The organism is Chryseobacterium sp. R2ACT005, assembly GCF_049949215.1.
Classification (GTDB): domain Bacteria; phylum Bacteroidota; class Bacteroidia; order Flavobacteriales; family Weeksellaceae; genus Chryseobacterium.
Genome location: NZ_CP188192.1, coordinates 4,748,707 through 4,773,183, shown reverse-complemented (window position 1 = coordinate 4,773,183; position 24,477 = coordinate 4,748,707). Strand labels below are relative to the sequence as shown.

The following is a 24,477-nucleotide window of genomic DNA, read 5'->3' as shown; positions in this document are numbered from 1 at the left end:
AATTTAAATGAAAAATATAGAATTATTGGTTCTGGATATGGCCGGAACAACAATTGATGAGGATAATGTAGTGTACAAAACACTTACCAATGCCGTGAATGATTACGGCTATGTGGTAAGTCTGGAAAAGGTATTATCCAGCTGTGCCGGAATGGAAAAACTGGAAGCTATTACAAGCCTTTTAAAGAAAATTAATGGCAATGAAGAGGACGCTCCCGAAATCTTTGAGAATTTCTCTGATCAGCTCAAAGAGTCTTACAAAAATCTTGAAGTAAAACCCATCACCGGAACGGAAGATTTCCTTCTCAGTATGAAGTCTCAAAACAAAAAGATCGTTTTGAATACAGGATATACATCTGAAATCGCTCATCAGCTTTTGGATAAACTCAACTGGAAAGAAAGTATTCATTTTGATGCTTTAATTACTGCGGATGATGTTTCGGAAAGCCGTCCAAGCCCTGAAATGATTCATCTTGCGATGAAGAAATTCAATATCACTGAAGCACATAAGGTTTTAAAAGCGGGAGATTCTGTTATTGATATTGAAGAGGGTAAAAATGCAGGCTGCGGACTTACGGTAGCCGTTCTTTCCGGAGCTCAGACCCGATCAGAACTTGAAAAAGCATCCCCTGATTATATCCTAAATACAATTTCTGAGGCTGAAAATCTTCTTTAAACACATCTTTTTCAAACTATTTTTTAGTACTTCTTTACACAAATGTTTTCAAGGCAAATCATTGGAAACGTTTGTGTTTTTTACCACCCCGTCAAATTATAAATTTGACACCCCTCCGGAGGAGGGGAATATAGTACGTACAATTGAAGATTTTCGGACGCTGTTGTGAACTTTATATTCTCAAAGTTTGTTACTTAAAATAAACGGGATTTATTCTCTTTTGTGACTTTTGTGGTTAAACATTTCATTCTTTTTCTGGAACTTTTTAATTATCAATAAATTAATTTTCAGTTCACACATGTTTACAAATAGTAAACTAATTTTACAATAGTTTAAAATAAATTACTATTTGTAAACTTTTATATTTTCAAAAACTCTTTTTCCTATGAAAACAAAACTATTCTCAATGGCTGTTGTAATGAGCTGTTTCCTTGGAGCTCAGACCAAAAAAGTACTTTTTATCGGTATTGACGGTTGCCGTGCAGACGTAATGATGTCTACTCCTACTCCCAACATTCAAAATCTTATCAGTCAGTCGATATATTCTGTCGACGGGCTTTGTGCTGCCACTACCTGGAGCGGAAACGGATGGAGTACGATGCTTACCGGTGTATGGCACACCAAGCATAATGTTCAGGACAATAATTTTACAAGCCCCAACTACGTCAATTATCCTGACTTTTTAACAAGAGCTGAAACTTACAATCCTGGTCTGAGAACTATTTCTCTTGCTCATTGGGCACCCATCAACGATAAAATTATCCAAAACGCTGATGTAAAAACCAATCTGGCAACAGATCTTGCAGTGAAAAACGCTGCTGTAACTGCTTTGCAGAATGATAATCCTGATATTCTCTTTGTAGATTTTGACGATGTAGACCACGCAGGACATTCTTACGGGTTCTCTTCCACCGTTCCTCAATATGTATCTTCTATTAAAACAACAGATACTTACATTGGAGAGATTGTTGCAGCGATGAAAAATAGACCCTCTTATAACAATGAAGACTGGCTCGTAGTTCTTACTACAGATCATGGTGCGGTAGACAGCTCTCATGGTGGTGGAAATCTTTCTGAAAGAAATATTTTTACAGTATATTCTAATCCGGGATTTACTCCTCAGCAGATCAGCAAAACCGTTCTGGAATCCAATAAAACATTTAATCAGTTGAATTTTCCAGCGGGAACTTATGCAAAACCATCTAACCAGACACTTTTTAATTTTGGTTCCAATCAGGATTTTACCATTGAATTTTGGGTAAAACCTAATGCAGCCTATTCCAGTGATCCGGTAATGATCAGTAATAAAAACTGGGCTAATGGGAAAAATAAAGGATTTGTTTTCTCAGGATATTCCGGGCAGACATTCAAGATGAATATTGGTGATGGTACCAGCAGAATAGATCTTGTTGGCGGAAAAGTGGAAACCAATAAATGGAAGCATATTGCTGCCACCTTTGACAGAGACGGCCTTGTAACGCTGTATGAAGATGGTGTTCCGGTAACTTTTGCTAAAATGAATACGATCGGAAATATTGATTCCGGGCTTCCTTTAACTTTAAATCAGGATGGAACAAATACTTATGGAATCAATCTGGCGGCTTCTTATAAAGATGTAAGAATCTGGAAATCGGCTCTTCCTAATGATGTGATTGTGAATTGGGCTAATCAGGATATTACGGCTTCACACCCTTATTATTCTCAATTATTAGCCAACTGGAAATGTAATGGAACTTCAGGAAATACATTGACGGATTCAAGCCCAAATGCTAATAATATGGCAGTAACAGGTTCTCCTACTTATAACACCGGTACGGTTAACAATTTTAAAGTGTATGATTATACTTCAACGACAAGAGAAACAGATCATTTCCCTACTGTATTGAACTGGCTTTGTATTCCGGTTCAGTCTTCATGGGGAATTGACGGCGTGAACAGAATTCCGGCATGTTCCAAAGAAGTATTGGCATCAAAAGAGACGAAGGTCATCGCTGATGATTTTAAAGTATATCCCAATCCTGTTTCAACATTCATCGGAATCCAGTACAAGTCTGAGGATAAGGAAATTAAAGTAGAAATCATCGACAGTAAAGGAGCGATTGTTTCAACATCACATTTACAGTCTTCAAGAGAATATTACGATGAAAAAATAAATATCGGAAATCTTCCGGCAGGTGTATATTACATTAAAATCAATGGAAGCAAAAAGTCACTGACCAAGACTTTTATTAAGAAATAAAACAGTAAAGCAATTAGATTTAAATTTTGATATTAGAACAAGGATATTTCTATCCGAGTTCTAATATTTTTTTGTTTATGCAGTGAAGATCAACTCCATTCTGACATCTGCACGGTCGTACTCAGCATGACCGATAGGGGTATGGATAAAGCCCAGCTTTTCGTACAACTTAATAGCCGGAACAAGGATAGAGTTGGTGACTAGAAAAACTTTTTCTGCCTTTAATTTTTTTGCTTTTTCCACTAGAGCATTTCCCAGCAGATAGCCTAATTTTTTTCCCTGAGCTTTAGGACTTACTGCCATCTTTGACAGCTCAAAAGTAAGAGGATGATCTTCCATTTTTACCAATGCGCAGGTTCCTACAACTTCTCCATCCAGCAAAGCAAAGGCTATATGTCCTCCTTTATTTAAAATCTCTTCTTCCGGATGATCCAGCAGTTTATAATCTCCCGCTTCCATTACAAAAAATGTTTTGATCCATTCTTCATTCAAAGCTTTGAAGGCTTCTTTATACTGAGGTTCATATGCTATAATTTTTACTTCATTCTTGATATCATTCATCACTATAAGGTTTATTAAATTCTATTTTTTATCATTTTTCCGAGCTTTTCCAGATCACTTTCCACTCTGTCTGTCCATTCTAATGCATAATTCAGGCGCATACAGTTCTGATACTGATTATATTGTGAAAACATCCTTCCCGGGGCAAAGTTTACTTTCTGGCTGACCGCCAAATCATAAAGATCTTCTGTGCATATTCTCTTATCCAGTTCCAGCCAGAGCATAAAACCGCCTTTGGGTTCTGAGATTTTGGTATTATCCGGAAAATATTCAATCACCGATTTCTGGATCTGAAGGTAGTTGGCGTATAATTTTTTTCTGAACATTCTAAGATGATGATCATAGCGTCCGTGGGCAAGAAAATCTGCAATCACATCTGAAAACAAAGAAGGTCCGCTCACCGTCTGAACCAGTTTTTGGCGAATAATTTTCTCTTTAAATTTTCCAGGTGCTACCCATCCTACTCTAAATCCCGGAGCCAATGTTTTGGAAACCGAGCCTACCCACATCACAATTCCTGCTTCATCATAAAACTTACAAGGCTTTGGCCTTCCTGCTCCGAAATAGATGTTTCCGTAGACATCATCTTCTACCAAAGGAACATTGTGTTCGGTAAGCATTTTAACCAATTCTTTTTTGTTTTCATCCGGCATCTGAAATCCTAGTGGATTATTATAATTTACCACAAAACAACATGCAGACAGCTTTGGAAGCTCTTTCTTTAGAGCATCCATATCCACTCCTGTAATAGGATGCGTAGGAATTTCAACTGCCTTCAGTCCCAATAATTGAATGGCCTGCAGAATTCCGAAATACACAGGGCTTTCCACTGCTACCGAATCTCCCGGTTGCGTCACGGCCATTAAGCAATTATAAACGGCATTCATTGCTCCGGAAGTGATCACCAGATCATCTTCTGTGATTTTCCCCTCCATAACCATTGACCATTTGGCGATTTCACGGCGCAGCACTTCGCTTCCCTGCACGGGTTCGTAGTTGGTTCCGCTGTCACTCTTACTTTTCATCACATCAATCATGCATTTTTTCATCTTAGCTACCGGAAGAAGACTTTTCCCCGGAATTCCAAGAGCAAATTGTGTAACATCTGTCCCTCCGATACTTCCGAACACCTTGTCAATCAAATCCTGAGGGGTATTTTTACCTTCAGAAACCTTCATCTGTGTCACAGAAGGCAGCGCAAGTTTTCGCTGGGAAGTCTGGCTTACATAATATCCATATTTAGGACGTGATTCTACCAGCGAACGGCTTTCGAGTTCCATATACGCCTGTTTTATGGTATTGAGACTTACATTATACAACTTCTGGGCACTTCTCAGCGAAGGCAGCCTGTCTCCAAACTGCAGGGTTTCACTTTTAATCTGCTCTGTGACAGAATTGGCTATTTTAAGGTACAGAACATCTTTTGGCATTGCATTACGGTTTTAAGTAAATGTACAATTTTATCATGGCTTTATTCAAGATTCAGCCAGCTGACCATTCTTCTTATACTGCTTTTCAATTGTTCTGAATCCCTGAAATTAGGGGTACTATTATTTTTAAAATATCTTTCAGCATGGGAAAAGAAATTTCTCTTTTCAGATTCTGTTATTCTGTTTTTATCATAGATTCTGAAAGATATTTCATCCTTTTCATTCACAATAAGACTGGCAAATGCAACGGTCTCATTTTTCTTTTTCGCCAACATAAAAGGAAGTCCGAAATTCGGGTCTACTTTCTTTACTTCTTTCATTTGCAGGAAAATCTTTTTCAGTTCAGGCATGTCCGAAATATATGCTTCGGCATACTGAATCTGCTCCTGAGGTTGAACCATCATTTCCATAAGTACTCTTCTTGTTTAACAAAATTATGGAGTCTTTAAGTTTGGATACAGATACAGAACTATACAATATTCTGGGTACAGATTTATACTCGCAGGAATTTGTGATAACGAAAGAAAAACAGTTCCACAAACAGCATAGAAAATTGATATTATAAGGAACTTCATTTGTAGCAGTTTGTATTCTTAAAACAAATTATGCAATCTCTATTTCATTCTCTAAAATATTGTGATACCAAATGGTTGCTTATCGTTGAGTTGCACAGGATTGCAAATATTTTTATCAATCATTTATTCATATTCTCTATATTTGCAAAAAATTTTAGACAACATGAGCTTCTTTGGAAGTAATATTAAGAAAATACGACAGGTTAAAGGATTAAGCCAAAAGGCCTTTGCAGACTTATTTGATTTAAACAGAGGGGTAATAAGTTCGTATGAGGAAGGACGTGCAGAACCAAAAATAGACACAATACTGAAAGTTGCCAATCATTTTAATCTTAATCTTGATAAATTTCTGACAGAAACCCTGCAGTCAAACCAATTGGGAAGTATTTCAAGCACTGATCAGCTCATACTTTTCCCGGAATTGACTCATCAGAATGATAAGGAAACGCAGGTAACAACGGAAAATAAGAGTCTCAATATATCAATACTGCAAAAAATATTAGCATCCGTTGATTTGATCTATGAATTTACTACTGAAAAGCATTTATTACCACAATATCAATACGGAGATGTTATATTTCTGAATAAAGCAGATCTGACAACAGACTCTATTGATAATCTATTAGTTCACATCAATGGAAACCTTCAACATTCAACTGATAATCAAGTAACAAACAAAAAAAATAAGGAATACTATAAGGTTGTAGGATATGTTTCTACTACTGAAAAGAATATTTTTGACAGCATCTTTGAAAGACTGGAAAGGCTGGAAAATAAAGGATAGCCCGTCAATCATACAGGAAATAAAAAATCCCTATGCATTTGATTGTATAGGGATTTTTATGAGCTATCATATTTTATTTAAAATCGTTTTCTTCAATACCCTTATTATAATACAATTCCACGAGGTTGGCTTCCTGATTTCCACTTTCAGAAACAAAAGTAGATTGAGTGGCATTCCAAAGATCACCGAACTTTTTGTAATCACTTTTTAAAACCTTTGAAAACGTATTCTTTTCTCCATTTTCAACAGTTTCTTCTTTGCTTAGAAAGAATGATTTCACATCATAATATAGATAAGTCACCTTTCCTGTTACATAGGTCGCTTTTATTTTATAATATATCTTATCAGGATTCTCATCAATAAGTTCAATTTTGTACAGTTTAGGATCTATATAGGCTAATTCATTGATGATATATTTCCTGTCAGCTTTATCCCTCCTTCTGCCTGAATGGCTTTTTCAATAATTTCCCGGGCTTTTTTCTCGTTGGTTGTCTGTGAGAATAATTGATGAGAAGCAGTTATCATCGTAACTGCTAAAACGGTATTCAATAATTTCATGGTTGTTTTATTTCTGAAACAAATGTACCAAAAGCAGCCTCAATTTTTTAATTATATAAAATTATTTGTAATCGAAACCGATCTTCATCTTACCAGACATAAAAAATCCCTCCGTAATCAGATTACAGAGGGACTTGTACCCCAGACGGGACTTGAACCCGTACGTCCTTGCGGACACAGGATTTTAAGTCCTGCGTGTCTACCAGTTCCACCACCAGGGCATGGTGTGGGCAAAAAAAAAGATTCGAACTAGCGTTCCAACCTTTTGAATGACTCTGAAGAGTCTTTTCGCATAGTGCGGATGAAGGGACTCGAACCCCCACGCCTCACGGCACCAGATCCTAAGTCTGGCGTGGCTACCAATTACACCACATCCGCTGATTTGCCAATCTGTTTTTACAGATTTCAGCTATATTTCTTACAAATATAAGATTTTTATTTAAAGAACGCTCTCTATTAAAACAAAAAACCCTCCGTAAGATATTACAGAGGGTCTTGTACCCCAGACGGGACTTGAACCCGTACGTCCTTGCGGACACAGGATTTTAAGTCCTGCGTGTCTACCAGTTCCACCACCAGGGCATGGTGTGGAGCGAAAAACGGGATTCGAACCCGCGACCCCAACCTTGGCAAGGTTGTGCTCTACCAGCTGAGCTATTTTCGCATAGTGCGGATGAAGGGACTCGAACCCCCACGCCTCACGGCACCAGATCCTAAGTCTGGCGTGGCTACCAATTACACCACATCCGCTGGTTTTTTTATATTGTAAGTTTTAAAGAGCTTGCTTCGTTTTTGTGAGTGCAAATATAGGGCAATTTCCTTTACCACCAAACTTTTCAAGAAAAAAAATTAAAATTTCTACATTTTTTTTTCACGGCACCTTTTATTACATTTCATTTTCTTACTTTTACATCGTTAATATTTACGATATGGAATTACAAGGAACGGTAAAGAAACTTTTTGATGCTCAAACATTTGCGAGCGGGTTTCAAAAAAGAGAAATGGTTATTTTAACTCAAGAACAGTATCCACAGCCTATAAACATAGAATTTTTATCTGATAAAATCAGTTTATTAGATAACCTTAAAGAAGGAGAAAACGTAAAGGTAGGAATCAACATCAGAGGTAGAGAATGGGTTTCTCCCCAAGGTGAAACTAAATACTTCAACTCTATTACAGGGTGGAGAGTAGAGAAAGTTTCTGAAAATGCTTCAGAACCTACTCAGGCAATGTCTCAGCAATCTGCAACTCCAGTTTCAAACGAAAATCCGTTTGCGGGAGACGATGATGATGATTTACCTTTTTAATTAAAGAAAATAAGATCAAATATAAATCCTGCTTTTTGAAGTGGGATTTTTTTTCTAAGCATGGTTCGATTAGACGAAAACGAGATTTCATTTCCTGACCCTGAGCTGTATGACGGTCATGAAGGAGTGGTTGCTTTTGGAGGCGACTTGTCTGTAGAGCGTATCTGGTTTGCTTATCAACTTGGTATCTTCCCCTGGTACAATCCAGGAGAAGAAATTCTATGGTGGTGTCCGGATCCAAGGTTTGTACTTGACCCGGCAGAATTGAAAGTTTCAAAATCAATGAGAAAGATATTAAACAGAAACGTTTTTACTTTTTCAGAGAACAAAAATTTCAGGGAAGTAATCAGGAACTGTCAAAAGGCAACCCGAAAAGGGCAGTCCGGGACATGGCTTTCTGATGAATTGATGCATTCTTTTATCCAGCTTCATGAATATGGTCTTGCTAAAAGTATTGAAGTGTGGCAAGATGAAGAGCTTGTGGGTGGCTTTTACGGATTGCAGATTGGCAGTGTTTTTTGTGGAGAAAGCATGTTTGCTAAAGTAAGCAATGCTTCCAAAGCAGGATTTATTCATTTTGTAGAGAGTAACAGAAACAATATTGAATTAATTGATTGTCAATCCCATACAGAGCATCTTGAAAGCCTGGGTGCTAAAATGATTCCTAAAAAAGAATTTCTAAAAATCTTACACGAAAATAATGAACGCGGATAAAGAAAAATGGGTTCTTCTGGTTATCCTAAGTATTATCTGGGGATCTTCCTTTATTTTGATCAAAAAATCACTTGAGCATTTTAATCCTTATCAGGTAGGATCTTTAAGGGTTCTTATTGCGGGGATTATTTTACTTCCGATTGCGATTTCCAATTACAAGCTCTTCCCAAAAAAGCATTTAAAATGGTTAATTCTGGCTGCTTTTACAGGGAATTTTATTCCTATGTTTTTGTTTCCAATAGCAGAAACCGAAGTGAGCAGCAGTATTGCGGGAATCATCAACTCTATGATGCCTATTTTCGTCATTATCGTAGGGGCTTTGGTCTGGAAATTCGAAACTACAAAAAAGCAGATTATAGGGACTTTAATAAGTTTTACCGGAGTTTGCATCCTTGCATTCGGAGGGGGTGACAGTGGAGAATTGAAAATGATTCCAATCCTGCTTTTATTATTGGCTACTTTATGTTACGCCATAAGTACAACAACTGTCAAATCAAAGCTTATGGAGGTTTCTTCCACTGTTTTATCAGCTTTTGTATTCTCATTTGTCTTACTATTTCCATCCATTATAGCACTGACCTCCACCGGATTCTTTTCCGAATTCAGTTTTTCGAAAGATAATCTCCTGGGCCTTATGTTTGTGAGTCTCTTATCTATCTTCGGAACGGGTCTTGCGATGACAATGAATTATCGTTTGCTGAAAGTTTCTTCTCCTCTTTTTGCTTCCACGGTTACTTTAATAATGCCAATTGTGGCTATTATCTGGGGAATTTTAGATGGTGAAAAACTGACTTATTTACAATTTATTGGGGCCGGAATCATCATTGGAGGGCTTATATTTTTAAGAACAAATCAAAAAAGATAAAATCATATTATAAATTAAATTATATTTGATCGATTTAACTTATAACTATGAAAAAACTTCTACTTTGTGGCTCAATAGCCTTATTAACACTTTCGTGTTCTTCTGACGATGACACTCCTTTTGACAACAGTGATCCCTCCAATCAAAGTGTAATTCTTCCTACAAAAATGATCAAGGATGGTATTGTAATGAAAATCAATTACAACGGTACTAAAATCATCAGTATGATTAACAACATTAATCATGGGCAAAGAATTGAATTCACTTATACCGATGAGTATGTTACCGGAATCAAAAATTACGAAAACAATGTTCTTGAAAGTACGGTTGAATATGGATATAATAACGGTCGTATGTCTTCAGCGGTTACTAAAGAATATTCTACTACAGGCACAGTACAGAACACGGTTACATTTACTTATGTTTATACAAGCAATACAGAAATCAATGTAAAAAGACAAACAAATTCCGGGGCTGCAGGATCTTCTACAATCAACAGTGTATTTACCTACAACAATGGAAATATGGTAAGCAATGTAGGTTCAGGCACCGGAATCGTAAATGGAAACACCGTTAATTACACAGAAACAGAGACCTACACTTACACGGATAAAAACTATCCTTTTAAAAACGTAAAGGGTTTTGATAAAATCATATTCAATGGAAATGAAAGCAGCGATGGCGTAAGCATGTTGTTTTCAAATATAAAGAACAGCCTAAGCACCTATAAGGGGCAGTTTACCAATACAACAGCTGGTGGAGGAACCGGAACCGGAACGACTTCTCATAAATATACCACTACATTTAATACCGCAGGTTATCCGTCTGTAGAAGACAGACAGTCTCTTGACAGTAATGGAAACCCTCTCACAAGTGCTCCTGATAAATTCATCTACGAATATAACTATCAATAAAAAAACCTGCAGAAATGCAGGTTTTTCTATTATTTTTTAGATTAATCTAGTTCTTTTTCTTCACTTTAGTAGCTTTAACCTTTTTCACTTCATCTTTAATGAAAGGATATTTTTTCTGCATATCCTTAGCTAAAGACGGATCAAGCTCTAATGCTTTCTGAAGTGATTCTGTTCCTTTATCCTGATCTTTCAGGTTGAAAAAACAATTACTCAACTGATAAAACAGCTCAGCTCTGTGATGTTTTTTTATGGCACTATTCAACACCGTTACCGCATCTTCGTACTCTCCTACCAACATTAAAACTTCTGAATAGGCATACCAGTTGTAGAACCTTGTAGGCTCTGCATCCACCAGCTTTTTAAGACATGAAAGGCTTTCTTCAAACTTCCCTGAGTCAATGAAAAGAAACGCTAATCTTTTTTGGTAATCAAGATTGTTTTCATTCAGCTGGGTAGCTTCTTTAGCATAGTGCAATGCTTCAGACATTCCGCCCATTTCTTCGTAAAGATAAGACTGTTCCATCATTGCAAGATAAAACTGAGGGTCTTCTCTCAATGATTTCTGGAATGCATTTAAAGCTAAAATAGGTTGTTTTAATGCCTTATTGCACAATCCGATTTTATAAAAAGTAAATGCTTTTGTGTATTCCAGCTCCAGCATTTCTTCATAAGTATCGATGGCTTTCTGGTATTGTCCCATAGCTTCATAACAGGCTGATTTGTTAGCATATACTCCTACAGAGCTTGAATTGATTGCCAACAAATAATCGTAGCCTCTTATGGCTTCATCATAATTTTTTCTGTTGAAATAGAATTGTCCGTATTCAAACCAGGCAGTTTCAGAATAAGGGAATTCATCTAAATATTCATTAAGAAAGGCTATAGCCTCCTCGCTCTTATTCAGATCACTGAAGCACACCATACAGTTTTCCAGCGAATATTCGTCCGTTGGATCTTCTTTCAGTGCTTTTCTGTAATGTTTAAGGGCGTTAAAAGGATCTCCGAGATTCACATATTCATCCGCAATAAAGTTGTGGAGAAAGTTTTCTTCTTCCTCTAATGTCAAAGCTTTTTTACAAATTTCAATGGATTTTCTGGGATTTCCTAAGCTCGAATAATATTTGGCATAACAAACCAAAAAGTCTGTGTTCTCCATAGAAGCACCTTTCAGCTCATTGATAAGTTCTTTCGCCATATTATACTCTTCCCACTCCAAAAGGATCTCAAGCCTTTTGATCTTGATATCCAATGAATTGGGATGAAGCTTCAGTCCATAATTAACCGCCATATCAGCGTAATTAAAATCACCAAGCTCCAAATAATAAACAATAATGTCTTCCAACTCTTCTGTATCAAAGTAGAATTCGTCATTGTTTTCCATCATTTCCTCGAACTTTTTTACAAGTTCATTTCCAAAATACTCTTCCAATAGTGTCCTCTTTGTCGGCCTGATGTCTGAATTTGCTTACAAACCTCGGCAAACGGTTAGTTAATAATACATCTGAAACTGATATTCAAATATTTATGCAAAGTTGCAACTTTTTTTTGAATTTTCCATTTCATAAATTTCTATTATAAAAATAGTAAAAAAAGAAAACCGATAAAAGGATTGTGGATAAAAAAATGGAAATTGGGGTTAAATTCTTATGACCAGGCGTTTTCCGCTTTGTATCTCAGCATTCCACACGGCTTCGATATTTTTAATATCAACCTCTTCTGTTTCCATTTTAATTTTTCCTTTAACGGCTGCCTGATACATTTCCGGAATAATTTCTGAAAACAGAAGTGCAGATTCTTCTTTTGTCCAGCTGCCCAATCCCGATCCTGAAATCTGAATATCAGTTCCTCTGAGAATCTGTGAAGACAGCTGAACGGTATCTCCGCTCATTCCTCCTATTGTTACCAGTTTTGTTTTATGGGAAAAAGTTCCGTCTCCCTTAAAGGCGGACAATATCATTTCTACGGAATGGCCCCAGATATAATCCAAAATAATATCTATAGGCGTTTCCTGATGAACTTCTTTTATTTTTTGTTTAAAATCATGATCGTCCAGTTTGAGTGAAATTACCTCATCAGCGCCCAACTCAAGTAAAGACTCCAGAGATTTTTCATTTCTACCGGTAACGATAACTCTACCAGCTCCATATATTTTGGCGATCTGAACAGCAATTCTGCCTGTAATTCCTGTTGCTCCATTAATCAGGACCGTATTTCCCAGCTGCAACCCGGCCTTGAATTTCAAAGCCATCGCTGATCCCATAACAGCATTGGGTAGTGCTGCTGCTAACGAAAAATCCAGTTCTTCAGGAATCGGAATGATCATTTTTTTATCTGCTGCGGCTTTTTCGGATACGGTTCCTTTCTTGCTGAAAAAATAGACTTTATTTCCGTTTTCAAGATATCCTGCCCCATCTGTTCCAATAATTGTTGGCTGATACTCCTGATTTTCTGTTGAATAGTGATTCCCTCCCGCTCTGGCTTTATCAAGGTTTTTAATGGAGGCTGCTTTTACTGAAACCAAAATTTCATTTTCCTGTACTTCAGGCTCCGGGAAATCTGCATATTGAGGGATACTTCCTTTTTCAAATACTACTGCTGCTTTCATTCTTTTAATTTTTATACAAAATTATGAGGGATGAATGCTGTGGAACGATAACATTTGTTATGAGATTTGGATTTTGGGAAAGGAAGTTTATAACCCTGATAATAGAATTAAAAACGCAGAGGACGCCAAGAAAAACATAATATTGTTATTATTATTTGTCCGCAAGGGCACTTCGTTCAGCAAACAACAATCAACCTCGCTGAGAGGAACGCCTTTGCGAACATTTCCAACAATGCATATTATTCTTTGCGAACGTTGCGTTAAAAAAGAATATATGACATTTAGAGATTGAAACACAGAGGACGCTAGGATAACATAATATTGTTATTATTATTATTTCGCAAGGGCACTTCGTTCAGCAAACAACAATCAACCTCGCTAAGTGGAACGCCTTTGCGAACATTTCCAACAATGCATACTATTCTTTGCGAACGTTGCGTTAAAAAAGAATATATGACATTTAGAGATTGAAACACAGAGGACGCTAGGATAACATAATATTGTTATTATTATTTGTCCGCAAGGGCACTTCATTCAGCAAATAACAATCAACCTCGCTGAGAGGAACGCCTTTGCGAACATTTCCAACAATGCATATTATTCTTGCGAACGTTGCGTTAAAAAAGAATATATGACATTTAGAGATTGAAACACAGAGGACGCTAGGATAACATAATATTGTTATTATTATTTCGCAAGGGTATTTCGTTCAGCAAACAACAATCAACCTCGCTGAGAGGAACGTCTTTGCGAACATTTCCAACAATGCATATTATTCTTTGCGAACGTTGCGTTAAAAAAGAATATATGACATTTAGAGATTGAAACGCAGAGGACGCTAGGATAACATAATATTGTTATTATTATTTGTTCGCAAGGGTACTTCGTTTAGTAAAGAACCATCATTTCTGAGTAAAACGCCTTTGCGATCGTATTCAACAATACATATTAATCTTTGTGAACGTTGCGTTTAAGATGAGTCTAATTTATGCAGTTTCTTTTTAAGCTTCTGGCTTCCATCTTCCAGCCTATTCCAGCCTCTCCTTTAATATTTTGCTTTTAATCCTGCTGAGATGCACCGTTGTAATGCCTAAATAGGAGGCTATATAATGCTGGGGAACTCTTTTGATAATCTCGGGTTTTTGCTTAACCAGATTCAGATATCGTTGCTGCGGAGTGTCTTTAATGAATGAAAAGAAATGTTTCATATAATCGAATACCCTTTCAAAAAGAGCATCCATAAACAGGTTTCTGAGCTCTGGATTTTCATAGACTTCTTCCAGGAAAGCTTCTACATCAGGTTTTTTGATCTTATATAAAATACAGGGCTCTATGGTCTCAAATGACACCATACTTGGTAAGCCTTTTTTGAAGCTTTCAAGGGAAGAAAACATTGTATTTTCAAGAAAAAACTGGAATGTTACGTCTTTTCCGTCATTATTATACCATGCTCTCACCATCCCTTTTTCAATATAATAGGCATTGTAGGAAACCTCATCTTCTTTTAAAAGTAAGGTTTTGGCGGGAACTTCCATACGTTCGAAGCTGCCCAGGAATTTTCTCCATTTTTCTTTAGGGAAGGGAAACCTTTTTTTGATATGCTCAAACATGCCTGATATAAAAAAGAACGGACAATGTGCCCGTTCTTTTTCTATTTTTTTAGATTAAACTCTTAATTTTAGCAATGATATCATCACCCAACTGATCAGCTTCTTCCTGAGAATGAGCTTCAGTATAAATTCTGATAATCGGCTCTGTGTTGGATTTTCTAAGATGAACCCAGTTGTTTTCAAAATCTATTTTAACACCATCTACAGTAGAAACGTCTTCATTCTGATATTCCTGCTCCATTTTGCTTAAAATAGCATCTACATCAATCTCCGGAGTCAGTTCTATTTTCTTTTTACCCATGAAATAGCTTGGATATCCTGCTCTAAGTTCAGAAACAGTCTTATTTTCTTTAGCTAAATGCGTTAAGAATAGTGCAACTCCTACTAAAGAGTCTCTTCCGTAATGTAAATCAGGATAGATAATTCCTCCATTTCCTTCTCCTCCGATGACAGCATTTTTCTCTTTCATCAAAGTCACTACGTTTACTTCTCCCACAGCACTGGCAAAGTATTCTGAATCATGCGAACGCGCTACATCTCTCAAAGCACGGCTGGAAGAAAGATTGGAAATAGCTGCTCCTTTTTTGTGTTTCAACAGATAATCTGCAACAGCAACCAATGTATACTCTTCACCAAACATTTCTCCCTTTTCATCAATCAGGGCTAATCTGTCTACATCCGGATCTACTACAACTCCTACGTCTGCATTTTCTCTTTTCATCAATTCACAGATGTCTCCCAAATGTTCTTTCAAAGGCTCAGGATTGTGTGGGAAATGCCCTGTAGGCTCACAGTATAATTTGATGGTTTCGCAACCTAGTTTATCCAAAAGCATAGGAATGGCAATACCTCCTGTAGAGTTTACGGCATCCAGGGCTACTTTAAAGTTTTTAGCTTTGATTGCTTCTACATCTACCATTGGTAAATCCAGGATCTGCTGGATATGGATATCAAAAGCATCATCTCTTGTTTCATATTTTCCAAGATCATCCACTTCTGCATAGTTGAAGTCTTCACTCTCTGCTAAAGCGAGTACTTCAGCTCCGTTTTCTCCAGTGATGAATTCTCCTTTTTCGTTTAATAATTTAAGGGCATTCCACTGTTTTGGGTTGTGGGAAGCGGTAAGGATGATTCCTCCGTCTGCATTCAGCTCAGGAACCATTATTTCAACTGTTGGTGTTGTAGAAAGGCCAAGATCTACTACATTAATCCCCAATCCCTGCAATGTAGCAGTAACCAAAGAAGAAACCATCTGACCAGAAATTCTGGCATCTCTTCCGATGATAAGGGTAAGATCTTTTTTGTTTTTATTATTCTGAAGCCAGGTTCCGAATGCGGAAGCGAACTTTACTACATCCAGCGGTGTTAAGTTATCATTTACTTTACCGCCAATGGTTCCGCGAATTCCGGAAATAGATTTTATTAATGACATGATGTTTTTACTTTTATTTTGTTCTTTCTAAATTTTCCAACGCAAAGATACTTAAAAGACCTTTCAACTTATAAAACGGGAATCTTTTTTTGGATTTTATCATAGGTATTTTTCACAACTTTCGGTGGTGCAAAACGATACCCTATATATAACAGTCCATAGAGGTTATTATTTTCTACGGCCTGATTATTTTTCTGATCATAGGCATAGGTCTTAAAATTCATTTTACCTCCGAATAAAAACCGGTCTGTATTATACCCGATGTGAAGCCCGCCCTGCATTCTTATGGTGGCATACTGGGCATTTTCTTTGGTTCCTCCATTCTGAAAATCGCGGTAGCTGGAGAACTTCCCTCCGACCCCAATAGCCAGATAAGGTGAGATATTAACATTCTTACCAATGACCCAATTATAGAAATATCCTATATTTCCGCCGATATTATATTGGGTCTCTTTGCTTTTTATACCATCAATTTTATTTCTGAAAATAGTAAGGTCATAGTCTACAAAAGGAACCCAGCTTCCGCTGCTTTTATACTGCCATTCTCCCTGTGTATAGATACTTCTTGCTGAAAAATTTTTATTGAGAATATAGGAGGTAGATCCACCAAAAGTTTGAACCCTTAAATCCGGAAACTGAATGTATGGATCTCTTCCTTCCTGCCATTCGGGGGACAGGTCTTTCATATTTTCAACATAGAACCCGCTTACATTTTTATAATAAATATTCTGGATAAATCTTCCAGGGAATAATCTGAAACTCAAATCGGTATAAGAGCTCTTTCCTTTCATTTCATCATCATTATTACCCTCTAAAAATCTGGGTGCAAATGATACGGTCGCACTTATAATTCTATAGTCGACTGAAAATGATGTTTTCGTTTTATTGTTGATTGACAGGTCCATTTCGAACGCATTCTTGCCTTCTCCTGCTGAAAAAACATAGTTCTCGATATTAGTATCAAGATTCACACGGATCATTACCTGGTCTGCATAAGACTTGGTATTTGCGGTATCCGACTGTGCTTTTACCTGAAAGACTGATAAAGAAAATAGTACAAGTAATCCTGTCTTTAAAAAATTCAAACCGAATAATTTACGTTAGAAAAATGAAATTACTACATTTTTTTCAATTATCCGATGAACCCAGTATTAAGAACAGCCACAATCTTTATCACAGTTGGTTCTTTTGGAGCTGAATTTCTTAGGGGCAAAATTCTTTTTAAGTACTTTAAATAGAGAGTAACAGGCAAATGCTACAATTAACAAGATAAGTATGTATTGAAAAATTAATGATGAGTCCATTACTTTAAAATCTGATATACTATCATCGACACAAAATATGCCAAACCTGTCATCATGACTACCTGAAAGCCGGTCCATTTCCAGCTTTTGGTTTCTCTGTAGACTACTGCAAGTGTAGAAACACACTGCATTGCAAATGCATAGAAAAGAAGAACTGAGATTCCGGTTGCAAAGCTGAAGACTTTTTCTCCGTTGGGTTTTACATCTCTTCTCATTTTATCAATCACTTTTACTTCCGGAGCATCATCTTCCAAACTGTAAAGGGTAGACATTGTCCCTACGAACACTTCTCTCGCCACAAAACTGGTAAGAATTCCAACTCCCATTTTCCAGTCGTAGCCCAGTGGAGCAATAACAGGCTCTATTCCTTTACCCATTTTGGCAAGGTAAGAATGGTCAAGATGAACGTCTGTTGCTACCAATTCATCTGTTTTCTGGCTTGGTCCGAAATAGCTCAGGAACCAGATGATGACGCTTACAATAAAAATGATTTTTCCTGCTCCTGTAACGAAGTCCCATACTTTCCCTAAAACCATTTTAAAGTCGTAGCCAAAAAGTGGTTTTTTATAGGCCGGAAGGTCCATTACCAGGTATGTTTTTCCTTTACTTTTAATAAATCTTTTTAGGATTGCTGCTGACAATAAAGCGACCAAGAAACCTAGTAGATACATCCCCATCAGAACCAGCGCTTTATATTTTATTCCTAAAAATGATCCTTCTGAGATGATCAGACCGATAATAATACTGTACACCGGAAGTCTTGCAGAACATGTCATAAATGGTGTTACCAATATCGTCAGCAATCTTTCTTTTACATTTTCAATGTTTCTGGTAGATATTACCGCAGGAATAGCGCAGGCCGTTCCCGATACAAGCGGAACAATACTTTTTCCGTTAAGTCCGAAAGGACGAAGTAATCTGTCCATCAGAAATACAACTCTTGCCATATATCCTGAGTCTTCCAACAGATAAAGAAAATACAGCAAAATTCCAATCTGTGGTGCAAAAACGACAATTCCTCCGATTCCCGGAACGATTCCGTTTGAAATCAGCGAATTAATTGGTCCTTCAGGAAGATGTTCGTTTGTAAATGCTGCCAGCCAAGAGAAGGACTCTTCGATCCAGTTCATAGGAAATTCTGCAAGGAAAAAAACGCTTTGGAAAATAATCAGTAAGATCACTAAAAAGACGACATAACCCCAGAATTTATGTACTAAAACTTTATCCAGTCTTTCAGTTAATAATTCTTTGAATTGGGCTTTTTTAGAAATTACATCAGCCAGTATTTTGTCTACGTTCTGATATCTTCTAACGGTTTCCTGAACCTGCAACCTTTTTGGAACCAGGCTTTTAGAATCGGCTTCATTCAGTTGTTCCATTACAGAGCTTATTCTGCCAAGGTCTGTCCCAAGTGAAAGGCTCATCCAGGCTTTGTATTCATTATCGAAACCTTTATGTGCTGCCAGTTTCTGAATAAAATCTCTATGTTCGTTTGGTGTTTCAAAAGAAACCTGATCTGTTTTTACAAACTCATTGTTGTAAACAGCTTCTCTTACTTCCTCAATCCCGATCTGCTCTTTGGCATTGGTCTGGATAATTTTAATGCCTAATGCTTCGGAAAATTTTTGAATATCAATAGTGATTCCTCTTCTTTCTGCCTGATCAATCTGATTGACAATCAGAATCATTGGAATCCCAAGGTCCTGAATCTGCTGAAACAGAAGCAGTCCTCTTTTTAAACTTAATGCTTCAAGAATATAAACAACTCCTGCGTAGTTTTTCTGCTCGTCAATAAGGTATTTGGAAAAAATAGCTTCATCTTCTGAACTCGGGTATACGCTGTAAGAACCTGGAAGATCAATTACTTCCACTTCTTCATTTTTATAAGTATAGTTCCCCGAATGGCTAGCAACGGTAACGCCGGCATAGTTTCCGGTCTTCTGCTTTTTGTTGCAAAGCGTATTGAAAACCGTTGACTTTCCTACATTAGGATTTCCGACTAAAAGTATCTGTTTTTTCTTGTTTTCCTGCATTAATTCAATTCTTCAACAATGATGTAATCTCCTTCTTCCTCACGAAGAGCAATCCGGCTTTTTTCTGCTCCAAACTCCACATACATTGGCCCGTTGAACGGAGCCTGATACAAAATTCTGAAAGTGGTTTCCGGAAGAAGCCCCATTTCAATGATTTTATTGGGCATTTTCAGATGGTCATTATCATACCCCAATATCTTCCCCATTTTGTTTTTAGGGAATCCACTTAATTTATGTAATCCTTTCTCTTTCAAAGCCTAATTTTTAGTCCTGCAAATATACGTTATTTAAATTTAATCTAAATAACGTTTAGGGATAAAAGAAATCAACCCAAACACATTGCTGTATCTGGGTTGATTCAAAATATAATTTAGTTGATATGAAGTCTTATTTTTTCTTCTTGTCAGAAGCTTGTTCTTTTTCTATTGGGTTATCATTGGATCCGAAGAAATCCTTTACCTGTTTTTCCAATCTCTTCATGAAATCTCCTACTGTTCCATCTGTTCCCGGCATAGGTCTGCTCATATTCTCTGCCGTCATATAAGGTCTTGATTCTGCAAACGGATCAGCTTTATATCCTTCGTAGGATTTCAGGAATTTATCTTTGGATGTAGGTGTTATTGTATTGCTCATCATTCCCATCTTAGCATTGATCTTATCTGCATATGACAATTCATCATAATTTTCGATCTTTTTATTTCCGCTCAACTGCCAGGAATAGTTTTTATCAGCGTCTTCAATTTTTACAATCAGGCCTGGAAGTCCTTTAAATTTATAAGGTCCATCCTGAAAAGGGATATCTGAACTGAACCATGCCGTCCATTTTCTTCCTCCGAATTCTGTAGTTGCTTTCTGAGCATTGTATGCACCCACCTTTTCTTTATCAGGTAAAATACTCCACTGCAGTTTCGGCTCGTCATCGTATGAAAATAGGTTTCTGCTGATTCTGTCTACATACTGAACCTTCATGTCCGGATAGCTTTTGATAATTTTATAGGAGAATTTAGGCCATTTTATCAGTTTGGTCATATCCTTGAAAGACTTGGTTTTCTCCATTTCTTCTATCTGAATTTTAATGATAGAATCCTGAGCAGGCATTGTATAATCCTGATAGATTGATTTCTTTGGAGTAATATCAAGGATGGTAATGATCTTATCAAGTTTTGCCGAATCTTTCTTCGGTTTAAAAGTCAGTTCATAAAAGAAACGGTTTGCAGTTTCCTTTGATTCCTGAGCTCCTGCAAACGCAAAAAGAGCAATAAGAAATATAGAGAATAACTTTTTCATTATAACAAGTTTTATATAATTAGTAATCACATGTCTTCTTTTGTTACAGTTTTTTTGAAATTTTATTTTTTAGGAAAAGATTTATCTCCTCCGGATTACGTGGTGATTAAAAAATTATGATTCTCTTAAAACAGTTTCATTTTTAAAACGCTTACCTTTAAGTTTCTAAAAAACAAAATATTATGGACACGTTATCTCAATTAAAATCCGAACTGGAAGGAGAATTCCAAACCACAAAAAAGTTTATTGAATTGTTTCCCGAAGGAAAAAATAACTTCGCTCCCCATGAAAAAAGCATGAAAATGATGCCTCTTGCCACCCATCTCGTAGAAGTTTTTGAATGGCCGAACACTATTTTGAAAACTTCTGAACTGGATTTTGGTAAAGGCGATTACAAACCGACAATTCTTTCTACAAAAGATGATCTTATGAAAAAACTGGAAGAAGATTATCAGGCAGGTAAAGCGGCATTGGAAAATAGTACGGAGGACGATCTGAACCCCAGCTGGACGATTAAAAATGACGGCCATGAACTGGCAAGCTGGAGTAAATACGGAGCGATCCGGCATGCATTAAATCAGATTACGCATCACAGAGCACAATTGGGAGTATATTACAGACTGAACAACATTCCTTTGCCAGGAAGCTATGGGCCTTCAGCAGACCAGCAAAGTTTTTAATTTTAATACATCAGTATATCTCAACAAAAAACCAATCCTGATGGATTGGTTTTTATTTTATTTAAAGTTGAATTTTACAGTAAACATGACTTGGCTAGGGCGGAGTTGATATCTTGTATATGTAATATTTGTGGTATTAATATCATAGGTTTCGAAAACTTTTTTATTCGCGATATTCATCCATTTCAATTCAAAATCAATTTTCTTTTTAGTCCAAGTGAACTGATATGATACATCGTAGAATCCATTATGATATTTTTGACCTGCCGCATTTGTATTTACCTGATCCCAATTGAATCCCACAGTATGACTTTCCATAGGATAGAAGAAAACCCCTAGGTTATGGGTAAATCCTGTTCTGGTAGCATTTGAGTTTAATTCTCCAACACTTGTTTGTTTTGTTCTGGTAAGACTTGCATTATAATCAACGCTCATCCAACTGAAATAGGTATTATTGAATTTAATACCAAATGACTGGCCATTATTTTTATTAGTATAGGATTTATCATTCAAAAATGCATCAGATTCTGTCGTATTGTTGCTATAACTAAGAGATGCGTTTGTTTTAAATTTTGGAAAATATTTTCCAACTTCTACACTATATCCATTACTCAATACATGATTGTCCTGCTCTTTATATTTCATTATGGTATATCCGGCTCCATTGATCTCCGGATTTGAAATTAAGTTTCTCTTTGCATCAGAATATCTGTAATTAACATTGAAGAACAGATTATTCAATGGGTTTCTATATTCTATTCTTGTTCCTGCAGATTTATTGTTATTCTGAGGAATTGGGTTTTTAACATCCATTGCTCTAATTCCCTCAGGTGACGTCATTAAGAATCCTGAATATGCTGTATTTATTTCTCCAAAATTATTATTAATATTAGCATTTACGGATGCTTTCCAAAATGAAGCAAAAGAATATTGTGCAAAAATATTAGGTTCAAACGTTACTTTATTTACCGATTTTGAAACGAGTCTTAATGGATCTTCCGCTTTAATATTGTTTGAGTTTACCGGAAGATTGGCATAGATCATCCATGATTCATTTTTATAATTTATCCCTAAACTTCCGTATGGTGTAGCTATGGTGTAATTTAAATCATTGCTATATGCCTCTGGTTTGGGATCTTTATCAGGATTGGTAGATGGAATTGCTTTCACGTTTGACAAATCTGACATCATACCTGTGCTTTTAAAATTAAATCCAACTTCAGGAGTAAATGTCCATCCTTTAGCAGAAAAACCAATATTGGCAGAGTGATTAGCTTCAAAAGTCTTAAGTCTTAAACTCTGTGTTGCAAATTCTGTATTAGCTACCGGTTCAAATCCAGGGATATCCAAATAAGATGATGGAGAAACTTGCAAAGTCTGTCTGTCCGTTTGGTAGCTTACATAGGATAAAAGATTTACCATTTTTTCTTTCCAAGGAATAATTGTACTTAGTGAGTTCTGGAATGATGTTGTAGGAGATTCAACACCCTCATTAGCATTTCTCAGTATTCCACTTTTCAGATCTGTTCTGTCAACAATTCCCCTGTCTGCATTCCAATATTGAGAGAAACTTGTGGTATTTTTAAAAAATCCTTTTTTTGCATTCTTTGTAAATATTAATTCTCCTTTTGCTTTATCTGTATAAAAATTATTCAGGATTTTTATACTATTGGAAGTTCCTCCAAAATAATCCTTTTGACTATAGGATTCTCTTTCTACAGCATTGTTGGTATAGTTTGCGTTGGCTTTAAGTTCCCACTCCTTTTTCTTATCAATATTGGTAAGATAATTGGCTGATAAATAATGAACATTATTCATCAGATATCTTTTCACTGGAAGATTAGGGGTATCTGCATTTTCTACGTTCAACCAGTCATTTTGTGAAGCATTGATTCTTTTTCCTTCAAATCTATTTCCAAACGCCAGAATATTCCCTTCGTTTTCCACCTGCTCACCCATATTATTGGTTTTATAATTGACTACCCATTGGCTTTTCTGTCCAAAGAACATAGGGGTCAGTTTTACATTCCAAAGCCATGGATCTCCGAATCCTGTTCCTACTTCCCCTCTACCAGTCATGGTTACGGAGTTTTTCAGTTTGATGTTGATGGCTGCCTGATCTGAAGGCACTTTGTCCTGAAGTATTTTTACCGGCTGGTGGTTCTCCAGAACTTCCACTTTCTGTACTGCATCTTTCGGAAGTGAATTGTTGATGGTACCATAACCACCTTCCATAAGATCTTTTCCATTGACATAGAATTTATTAATGGCATTTCCCTGATAAAGAATTGTTCCGTCATTATTGACTTCAATTCCCGGGATTTTTTTCATTACATCTGCCAGGGTTCTGTCATTCTTGCTGTTGAAAGCTTTAAGATCGTAAGAAATGGTATCTCCTCTTGCGGTAATCATTTTTGTTTTCAGCTGTACTTCCTTTATTTCCGTAGCTTCAGACTGCATTTTAAAACTCAGAGTCTGATCGCTGTTGCTGATTTGCTTAGTAAGGGGTTTCTGATTGAACGCTTTCACTTTAAGATCCACATTGGGTTCTGCGGATGTGAAAGTTACTTTATATTCTCCTTTAGAGTTGGTAATTCCGTAAGCCAGAATTGCATCTTTACCTGGTTCTTCTATAGTCACACTGGCACTTGGTATTGCCACCCCATCATCATCAGTAATCTTTCCTGTAACTGTCTTCTGTGCAAAAGTGAGCACCGTAAAGAAAAGCATCAGAAATAAAGAAATATTTTTTTTCATACCTATTATTTGCTCAATTAGTTAATCATTGTAGTTTTTTGTTACACTTTTTTATAAAGATGACTTTTGTTATTAAAAGTTAAATCCTTTATCACTACAAACATAGTTATAATTTTGTTTTTTACAAGTCTCAAAAAACTAATTGT

General features: G+C 36.5%; 22 protein-coding genes and 5 tRNA genes. 8 read left to right on the top strand and 19 right to left on the bottom strand.

The features are described 5' to 3' along the window. Positions 1-7 precede the first annotated feature (7 nt). Together ACPF63_RS21955 and ACPF63_RS21950 are read left to right on the top strand one after the other, a co-directional pair. The gene (locus ACPF63_RS21955) at positions 8-676 is read left to right on the top strand and encodes an HAD-IA family hydrolase (protein WP_426481317.1); all 669 of its coding nucleotides are present in this window, start codon (positions 8-10) and stop codon (positions 674-676) included. Between the two features lie 385 nt (positions 677-1,061). Further along, positions 1,062-2,915 (top strand): LamG-like jellyroll fold domain-containing protein, encoded by a 1,854-nt coding sequence (locus tag ACPF63_RS21950; protein ID WP_426481316.1) that lies wholly within the window; start codon positions 1,062-1,064, stop codon positions 2,913-2,915. Positions 2,916-2,990: 75 nt separating this feature from the next. On the opposite strand, the gene ACPF63_RS21945 is transcribed toward ACPF63_RS21950, so the two are convergent. The 3 genes from ACPF63_RS21945 to ACPF63_RS21935 are packed head-to-tail and all read right to left on the bottom strand — an operon-like array spanning position 2,991 to position 5,316. After that, positions 2,991-3,476 carry a GNAT family N-acetyltransferase gene (locus ACPF63_RS21945; protein WP_426481315.1) on the bottom strand — a complete coding sequence of 162 codons (486 nt, stop codon included), beginning with the start codon at positions 3,474-3,476 and terminating at the stop codon, positions 2,991-2,993. 14 nt (positions 3,477-3,490) lie between these two features. Further along, positions 3,491-4,906, bottom strand: a complete 1,416-nt coding sequence (locus ACPF63_RS21940) for a PLP-dependent aminotransferase family protein (protein WP_426481314.1) — start codon at positions 4,904-4,906, stop codon at positions 3,491-3,493. 41 nt (positions 4,907-4,947) lie between these two features. Beyond that, the gene (locus ACPF63_RS21935; RefSeq protein WP_426481313.1) at positions 4,948-5,316 is read right to left on the bottom strand and encodes a hypothetical protein; all 369 of its coding nucleotides are present in this window, start codon (positions 5,314-5,316) and stop codon (positions 4,948-4,950) included. A 328-nt stretch (positions 5,317-5,644) separates the two neighbouring features. Between ACPF63_RS21935 and ACPF63_RS21930 the strand changes: the two genes are divergently transcribed. Next, positions 5,645-6,265 carry a helix-turn-helix domain-containing protein gene (locus ACPF63_RS21930; RefSeq protein WP_426481312.1) on the top strand — a complete coding sequence of 207 codons (621 nt, stop codon included), beginning with the start codon at positions 5,645-5,647 and terminating at the stop codon, positions 6,263-6,265. A gap of 73 nt (positions 6,266-6,338) precedes the next feature. On the opposite strand, the gene ACPF63_RS21925 is transcribed toward ACPF63_RS21930, so the two are convergent. The 7 genes from ACPF63_RS21925 to ACPF63_RS21895 all read right to left on the bottom strand — a co-directional run bounded on the left by ACPF63_RS21925 (position 6,339) and on the right by ACPF63_RS21895 (position 7,573). Then, entirely contained in the window at positions 6,339-6,566 is a 228-nt protein-coding gene (locus ACPF63_RS21925) for a hypothetical protein (RefSeq protein WP_426481311.1), read from the bottom strand. Positions 6,567-6,661: 95 nt separating this feature from the next. After that, complete coding sequence (locus tag ACPF63_RS21920) at positions 6,662-6,823, bottom strand: hypothetical protein (protein ID WP_426481310.1); 162 nt, start codon at positions 6,821-6,823, stop codon at positions 6,662-6,664. A 137-nt stretch (positions 6,824-6,960) separates the two neighbouring features. Further along, positions 6,961-7,044 (bottom strand) — tRNA-Leu (locus tag ACPF63_RS21915). 75 nt (positions 7,045-7,119) lie between these two features. Next, positions 7,120-7,201: transfer RNA gene (locus ACPF63_RS21910), tRNA-Leu, on the bottom strand. Between the two features lie 120 nt (positions 7,202-7,321). Continuing rightward, positions 7,322-7,405, bottom strand: a tRNA-Leu gene (locus ACPF63_RS21905). Positions 7,406-7,411: 6 nt separating this feature from the next. Beyond that, positions 7,412-7,487 (bottom strand) — tRNA-Gly (locus ACPF63_RS21900). A gap of 4 nt (positions 7,488-7,491) precedes the next feature. After that, positions 7,492-7,573: transfer RNA gene (locus ACPF63_RS21895), tRNA-Leu, on the bottom strand. 179 nt (positions 7,574-7,752) lie between these two features. Between ACPF63_RS21895 and ACPF63_RS21890 the strand changes: the two genes are divergently transcribed. The 4 genes from ACPF63_RS21890 to ACPF63_RS21875 are packed head-to-tail and all read left to right on the top strand — an operon-like array spanning position 7,753 to position 10,623. After that, a complete protein-coding gene (locus tag ACPF63_RS21890; RefSeq protein ID WP_047380715.1) occupies positions 7,753-8,130 on the top strand; it encodes a DUF3127 domain-containing protein in 378 nt (125 codons plus the stop codon). A gap of 60 nt (positions 8,131-8,190) precedes the next feature. Then, positions 8,191-8,844, top strand: coding sequence for a leucyl/phenylalanyl-tRNA--protein transferase (gene aat, locus ACPF63_RS21885; RefSeq protein ID WP_426481309.1), 654 nt, complete (start codon positions 8,191-8,193; stop codon positions 8,842-8,844). Continuing rightward, positions 8,831-9,709 carry a DMT family transporter gene (locus ACPF63_RS21880; RefSeq protein WP_426481308.1) on the top strand — a complete coding sequence of 293 codons (879 nt, stop codon included), beginning with the start codon at positions 8,831-8,833 and terminating at the stop codon, positions 9,707-9,709. The genes aat and ACPF63_RS21880 overlap by 14 nt, the downstream gene beginning before the upstream one ends. Positions 9,710-9,756: 47 nt before the next feature. Then, on the top strand, positions 9,757-10,623 hold the full coding sequence (locus tag ACPF63_RS21875) for a hypothetical protein (protein WP_426481307.1): 867 nt from the start codon (positions 9,757-9,759) through the stop codon (positions 10,621-10,623). A 46-nt stretch (positions 10,624-10,669) separates the two neighbouring features. On the opposite strand, the gene ACPF63_RS21870 is transcribed toward ACPF63_RS21875, so the two are convergent. The 8 genes from ACPF63_RS21870 to ACPF63_RS21835 form a co-directional block, all read right to left on the bottom strand. Beyond that, positions 10,670-12,052, bottom strand: a complete 1,383-nt coding sequence (locus ACPF63_RS21870) for a tetratricopeptide repeat protein (protein WP_426481306.1) — start codon at positions 12,050-12,052, stop codon at positions 10,670-10,672. Positions 12,053-12,259: 207 nt separating this feature from the next. Further along, positions 12,260-13,228, bottom strand: coding sequence for a quinone oxidoreductase family protein (locus ACPF63_RS21865; RefSeq protein ID WP_426481305.1), 969 nt, complete (start codon positions 13,226-13,228; stop codon positions 12,260-12,262). Between the two features lie 1,028 nt (positions 13,229-14,256). After that, positions 14,257-14,838, bottom strand: coding sequence for a Crp/Fnr family transcriptional regulator (locus ACPF63_RS21860; protein WP_426481304.1), 582 nt, complete (start codon positions 14,836-14,838; stop codon positions 14,257-14,259). Positions 14,839-14,887: 49 nt separating this feature from the next. Further along, a complete protein-coding gene (gene glmM / locus ACPF63_RS21855; protein ID WP_180564849.1) occupies positions 14,888-16,270 on the bottom strand; it encodes a phosphoglucosamine mutase in 1,383 nt (460 codons plus the stop codon). 68 nt (positions 16,271-16,338) lie between these two features. Beyond that, positions 16,339-17,355, bottom strand: coding sequence for a DUF4421 family protein (locus tag ACPF63_RS21850; protein ID WP_426481303.1), 1,017 nt, complete (start codon positions 17,353-17,355; stop codon positions 16,339-16,341). Positions 17,356-17,573: 218 nt separating this feature from the next. Further along, positions 17,574-19,607 carry a ferrous iron transport protein B gene (feoB, locus tag ACPF63_RS21845; RefSeq protein WP_426481302.1) on the bottom strand — a complete coding sequence of 678 codons (2,034 nt, stop codon included), beginning with the start codon at positions 19,605-19,607 and terminating at the stop codon, positions 17,574-17,576. Next, complete coding sequence (locus tag ACPF63_RS21840; RefSeq protein ID WP_051934272.1) at positions 19,607-19,813, bottom strand: FeoA family protein; 207 nt, start codon at positions 19,811-19,813, stop codon at positions 19,607-19,609. Before ACPF63_RS21840 ends, feoB begins: the two co-directional genes overlap by 1 nt. Before the next feature lie 181 nt (positions 19,814-19,994). After that, positions 19,995-20,894 carry a GLPGLI family protein gene (locus tag ACPF63_RS21835; RefSeq protein WP_047380020.1) on the bottom strand — a complete coding sequence of 300 codons (900 nt, stop codon included), beginning with the start codon at positions 20,892-20,894 and terminating at the stop codon, positions 19,995-19,997. Positions 20,895-21,076: 182 nt separating this feature from the next. Here ACPF63_RS21835 and ACPF63_RS21830 point away from each other — a divergent pair, with 182 nt between their 5' ends. After that, positions 21,077-21,574: a DinB family protein gene (locus tag ACPF63_RS21830; RefSeq protein ID WP_426481301.1), complete on the top strand. Its 498-nt coding sequence runs from the start codon at positions 21,077-21,079 to the stop codon at positions 21,572-21,574. A 57-nt stretch (positions 21,575-21,631) separates the two neighbouring features. Here the strand turns inward: ACPF63_RS21830 and ACPF63_RS21825 are convergent, their stop codons facing one another. Then, a complete protein-coding gene (locus ACPF63_RS21825; RefSeq protein WP_219071971.1) occupies positions 21,632-24,331 on the bottom strand; it encodes a hypothetical protein in 2,700 nt (899 codons plus the stop codon). Between the last annotated feature and the right edge of the window lie 146 nt (positions 24,332-24,477).

Coding starts and splice junctions, on each gene's coding strand:
- ACPF63_RS21825 (WP_219071971.1), bottom strand. CDS start 24,331: ATGAAAAAAAATATTTCTTTATTTCTGATGCTTTTCTTTACGGTGCTC.
- ACPF63_RS21930 (WP_426481312.1), top strand. CDS start 5,645: ATGAGCTTCTTTGGAAGTAATATTAAGAAAATACGACAGGTTAAAGGA.
- ACPF63_RS21920 (WP_426481310.1), bottom strand. CDS start 6,823: ATGAAATTATTGAATACCGTTTTAGCAGTTACGATGATAACTGCTTCT.
- ACPF63_RS21830 (WP_426481301.1), top strand. CDS start 21,077: ATGGACACGTTATCTCAATTAAAATCCGAACTGGAAGGAGAATTCCAA.
- ACPF63_RS21945 (WP_426481315.1), bottom strand. CDS start 3,476: ATGAATGATATCAAGAATGAAGTAAAAATTATAGCATATGAACCTCAG.
- feoB (WP_426481302.1), bottom strand. CDS start 19,607: ATGCAGGAAAACAAGAAAAAACAGATACTTTTAGTCGGAAATCCTAAT.
- ACPF63_RS21955 (WP_426481317.1), top strand. CDS start 8: ATGAAAAATATAGAATTATTGGTTCTGGATATGGCCGGAACAACAATT.
- glmM (WP_180564849.1), bottom strand. CDS start 16,270: ATGTCATTAATAAAATCTATTTCCGGAATTCGCGGAACCATTGGCGGT.
- ACPF63_RS21875 (WP_426481307.1), top strand. CDS start 9,757: ATGAAAAAACTTCTACTTTGTGGCTCAATAGCCTTATTAACACTTTCG.
- aat (WP_426481309.1), top strand. CDS start 8,191: ATGGTTCGATTAGACGAAAACGAGATTTCATTTCCTGACCCTGAGCTG.
- ACPF63_RS21835 (WP_047380020.1), bottom strand. CDS start 20,894: ATGAAAAAGTTATTCTCTATATTTCTTATTGCTCTTTTTGCGTTTGCA.
- ACPF63_RS21840 (WP_051934272.1), bottom strand. CDS start 19,813: ATGGGGAAGATATTGGGGTATGATAATGACCATCTGAAAATGCCCAAT.
- ACPF63_RS21865 (WP_426481305.1), bottom strand. CDS start 13,228: ATGAAAGCAGCAGTAGTATTTGAAAAAGGAAGTATCCCTCAATATGCA.
- ACPF63_RS21935 (WP_426481313.1), bottom strand. CDS start 5,316: ATGGAAATGATGGTTCAACCTCAGGAGCAGATTCAGTATGCCGAAGCA.
- ACPF63_RS21860 (WP_426481304.1), bottom strand. CDS start 14,838: ATGTTTGAGCATATCAAAAAAAGGTTTCCCTTCCCTAAAGAAAAATGG.
- ACPF63_RS21940 (WP_426481314.1), bottom strand. CDS start 4,906: ATGCCAAAAGATGTTCTGTACCTTAAAATAGCCAATTCTGTCACAGAG.
- ACPF63_RS21890 (WP_047380715.1), top strand. CDS start 7,753: ATGGAATTACAAGGAACGGTAAAGAAACTTTTTGATGCTCAAACATTT.
- ACPF63_RS21950 (WP_426481316.1), top strand. CDS start 1,062: ATGAAAACAAAACTATTCTCAATGGCTGTTGTAATGAGCTGTTTCCTT.
- ACPF63_RS21880 (WP_426481308.1), top strand. CDS start 8,831: ATGAACGCGGATAAAGAAAAATGGGTTCTTCTGGTTATCCTAAGTATT.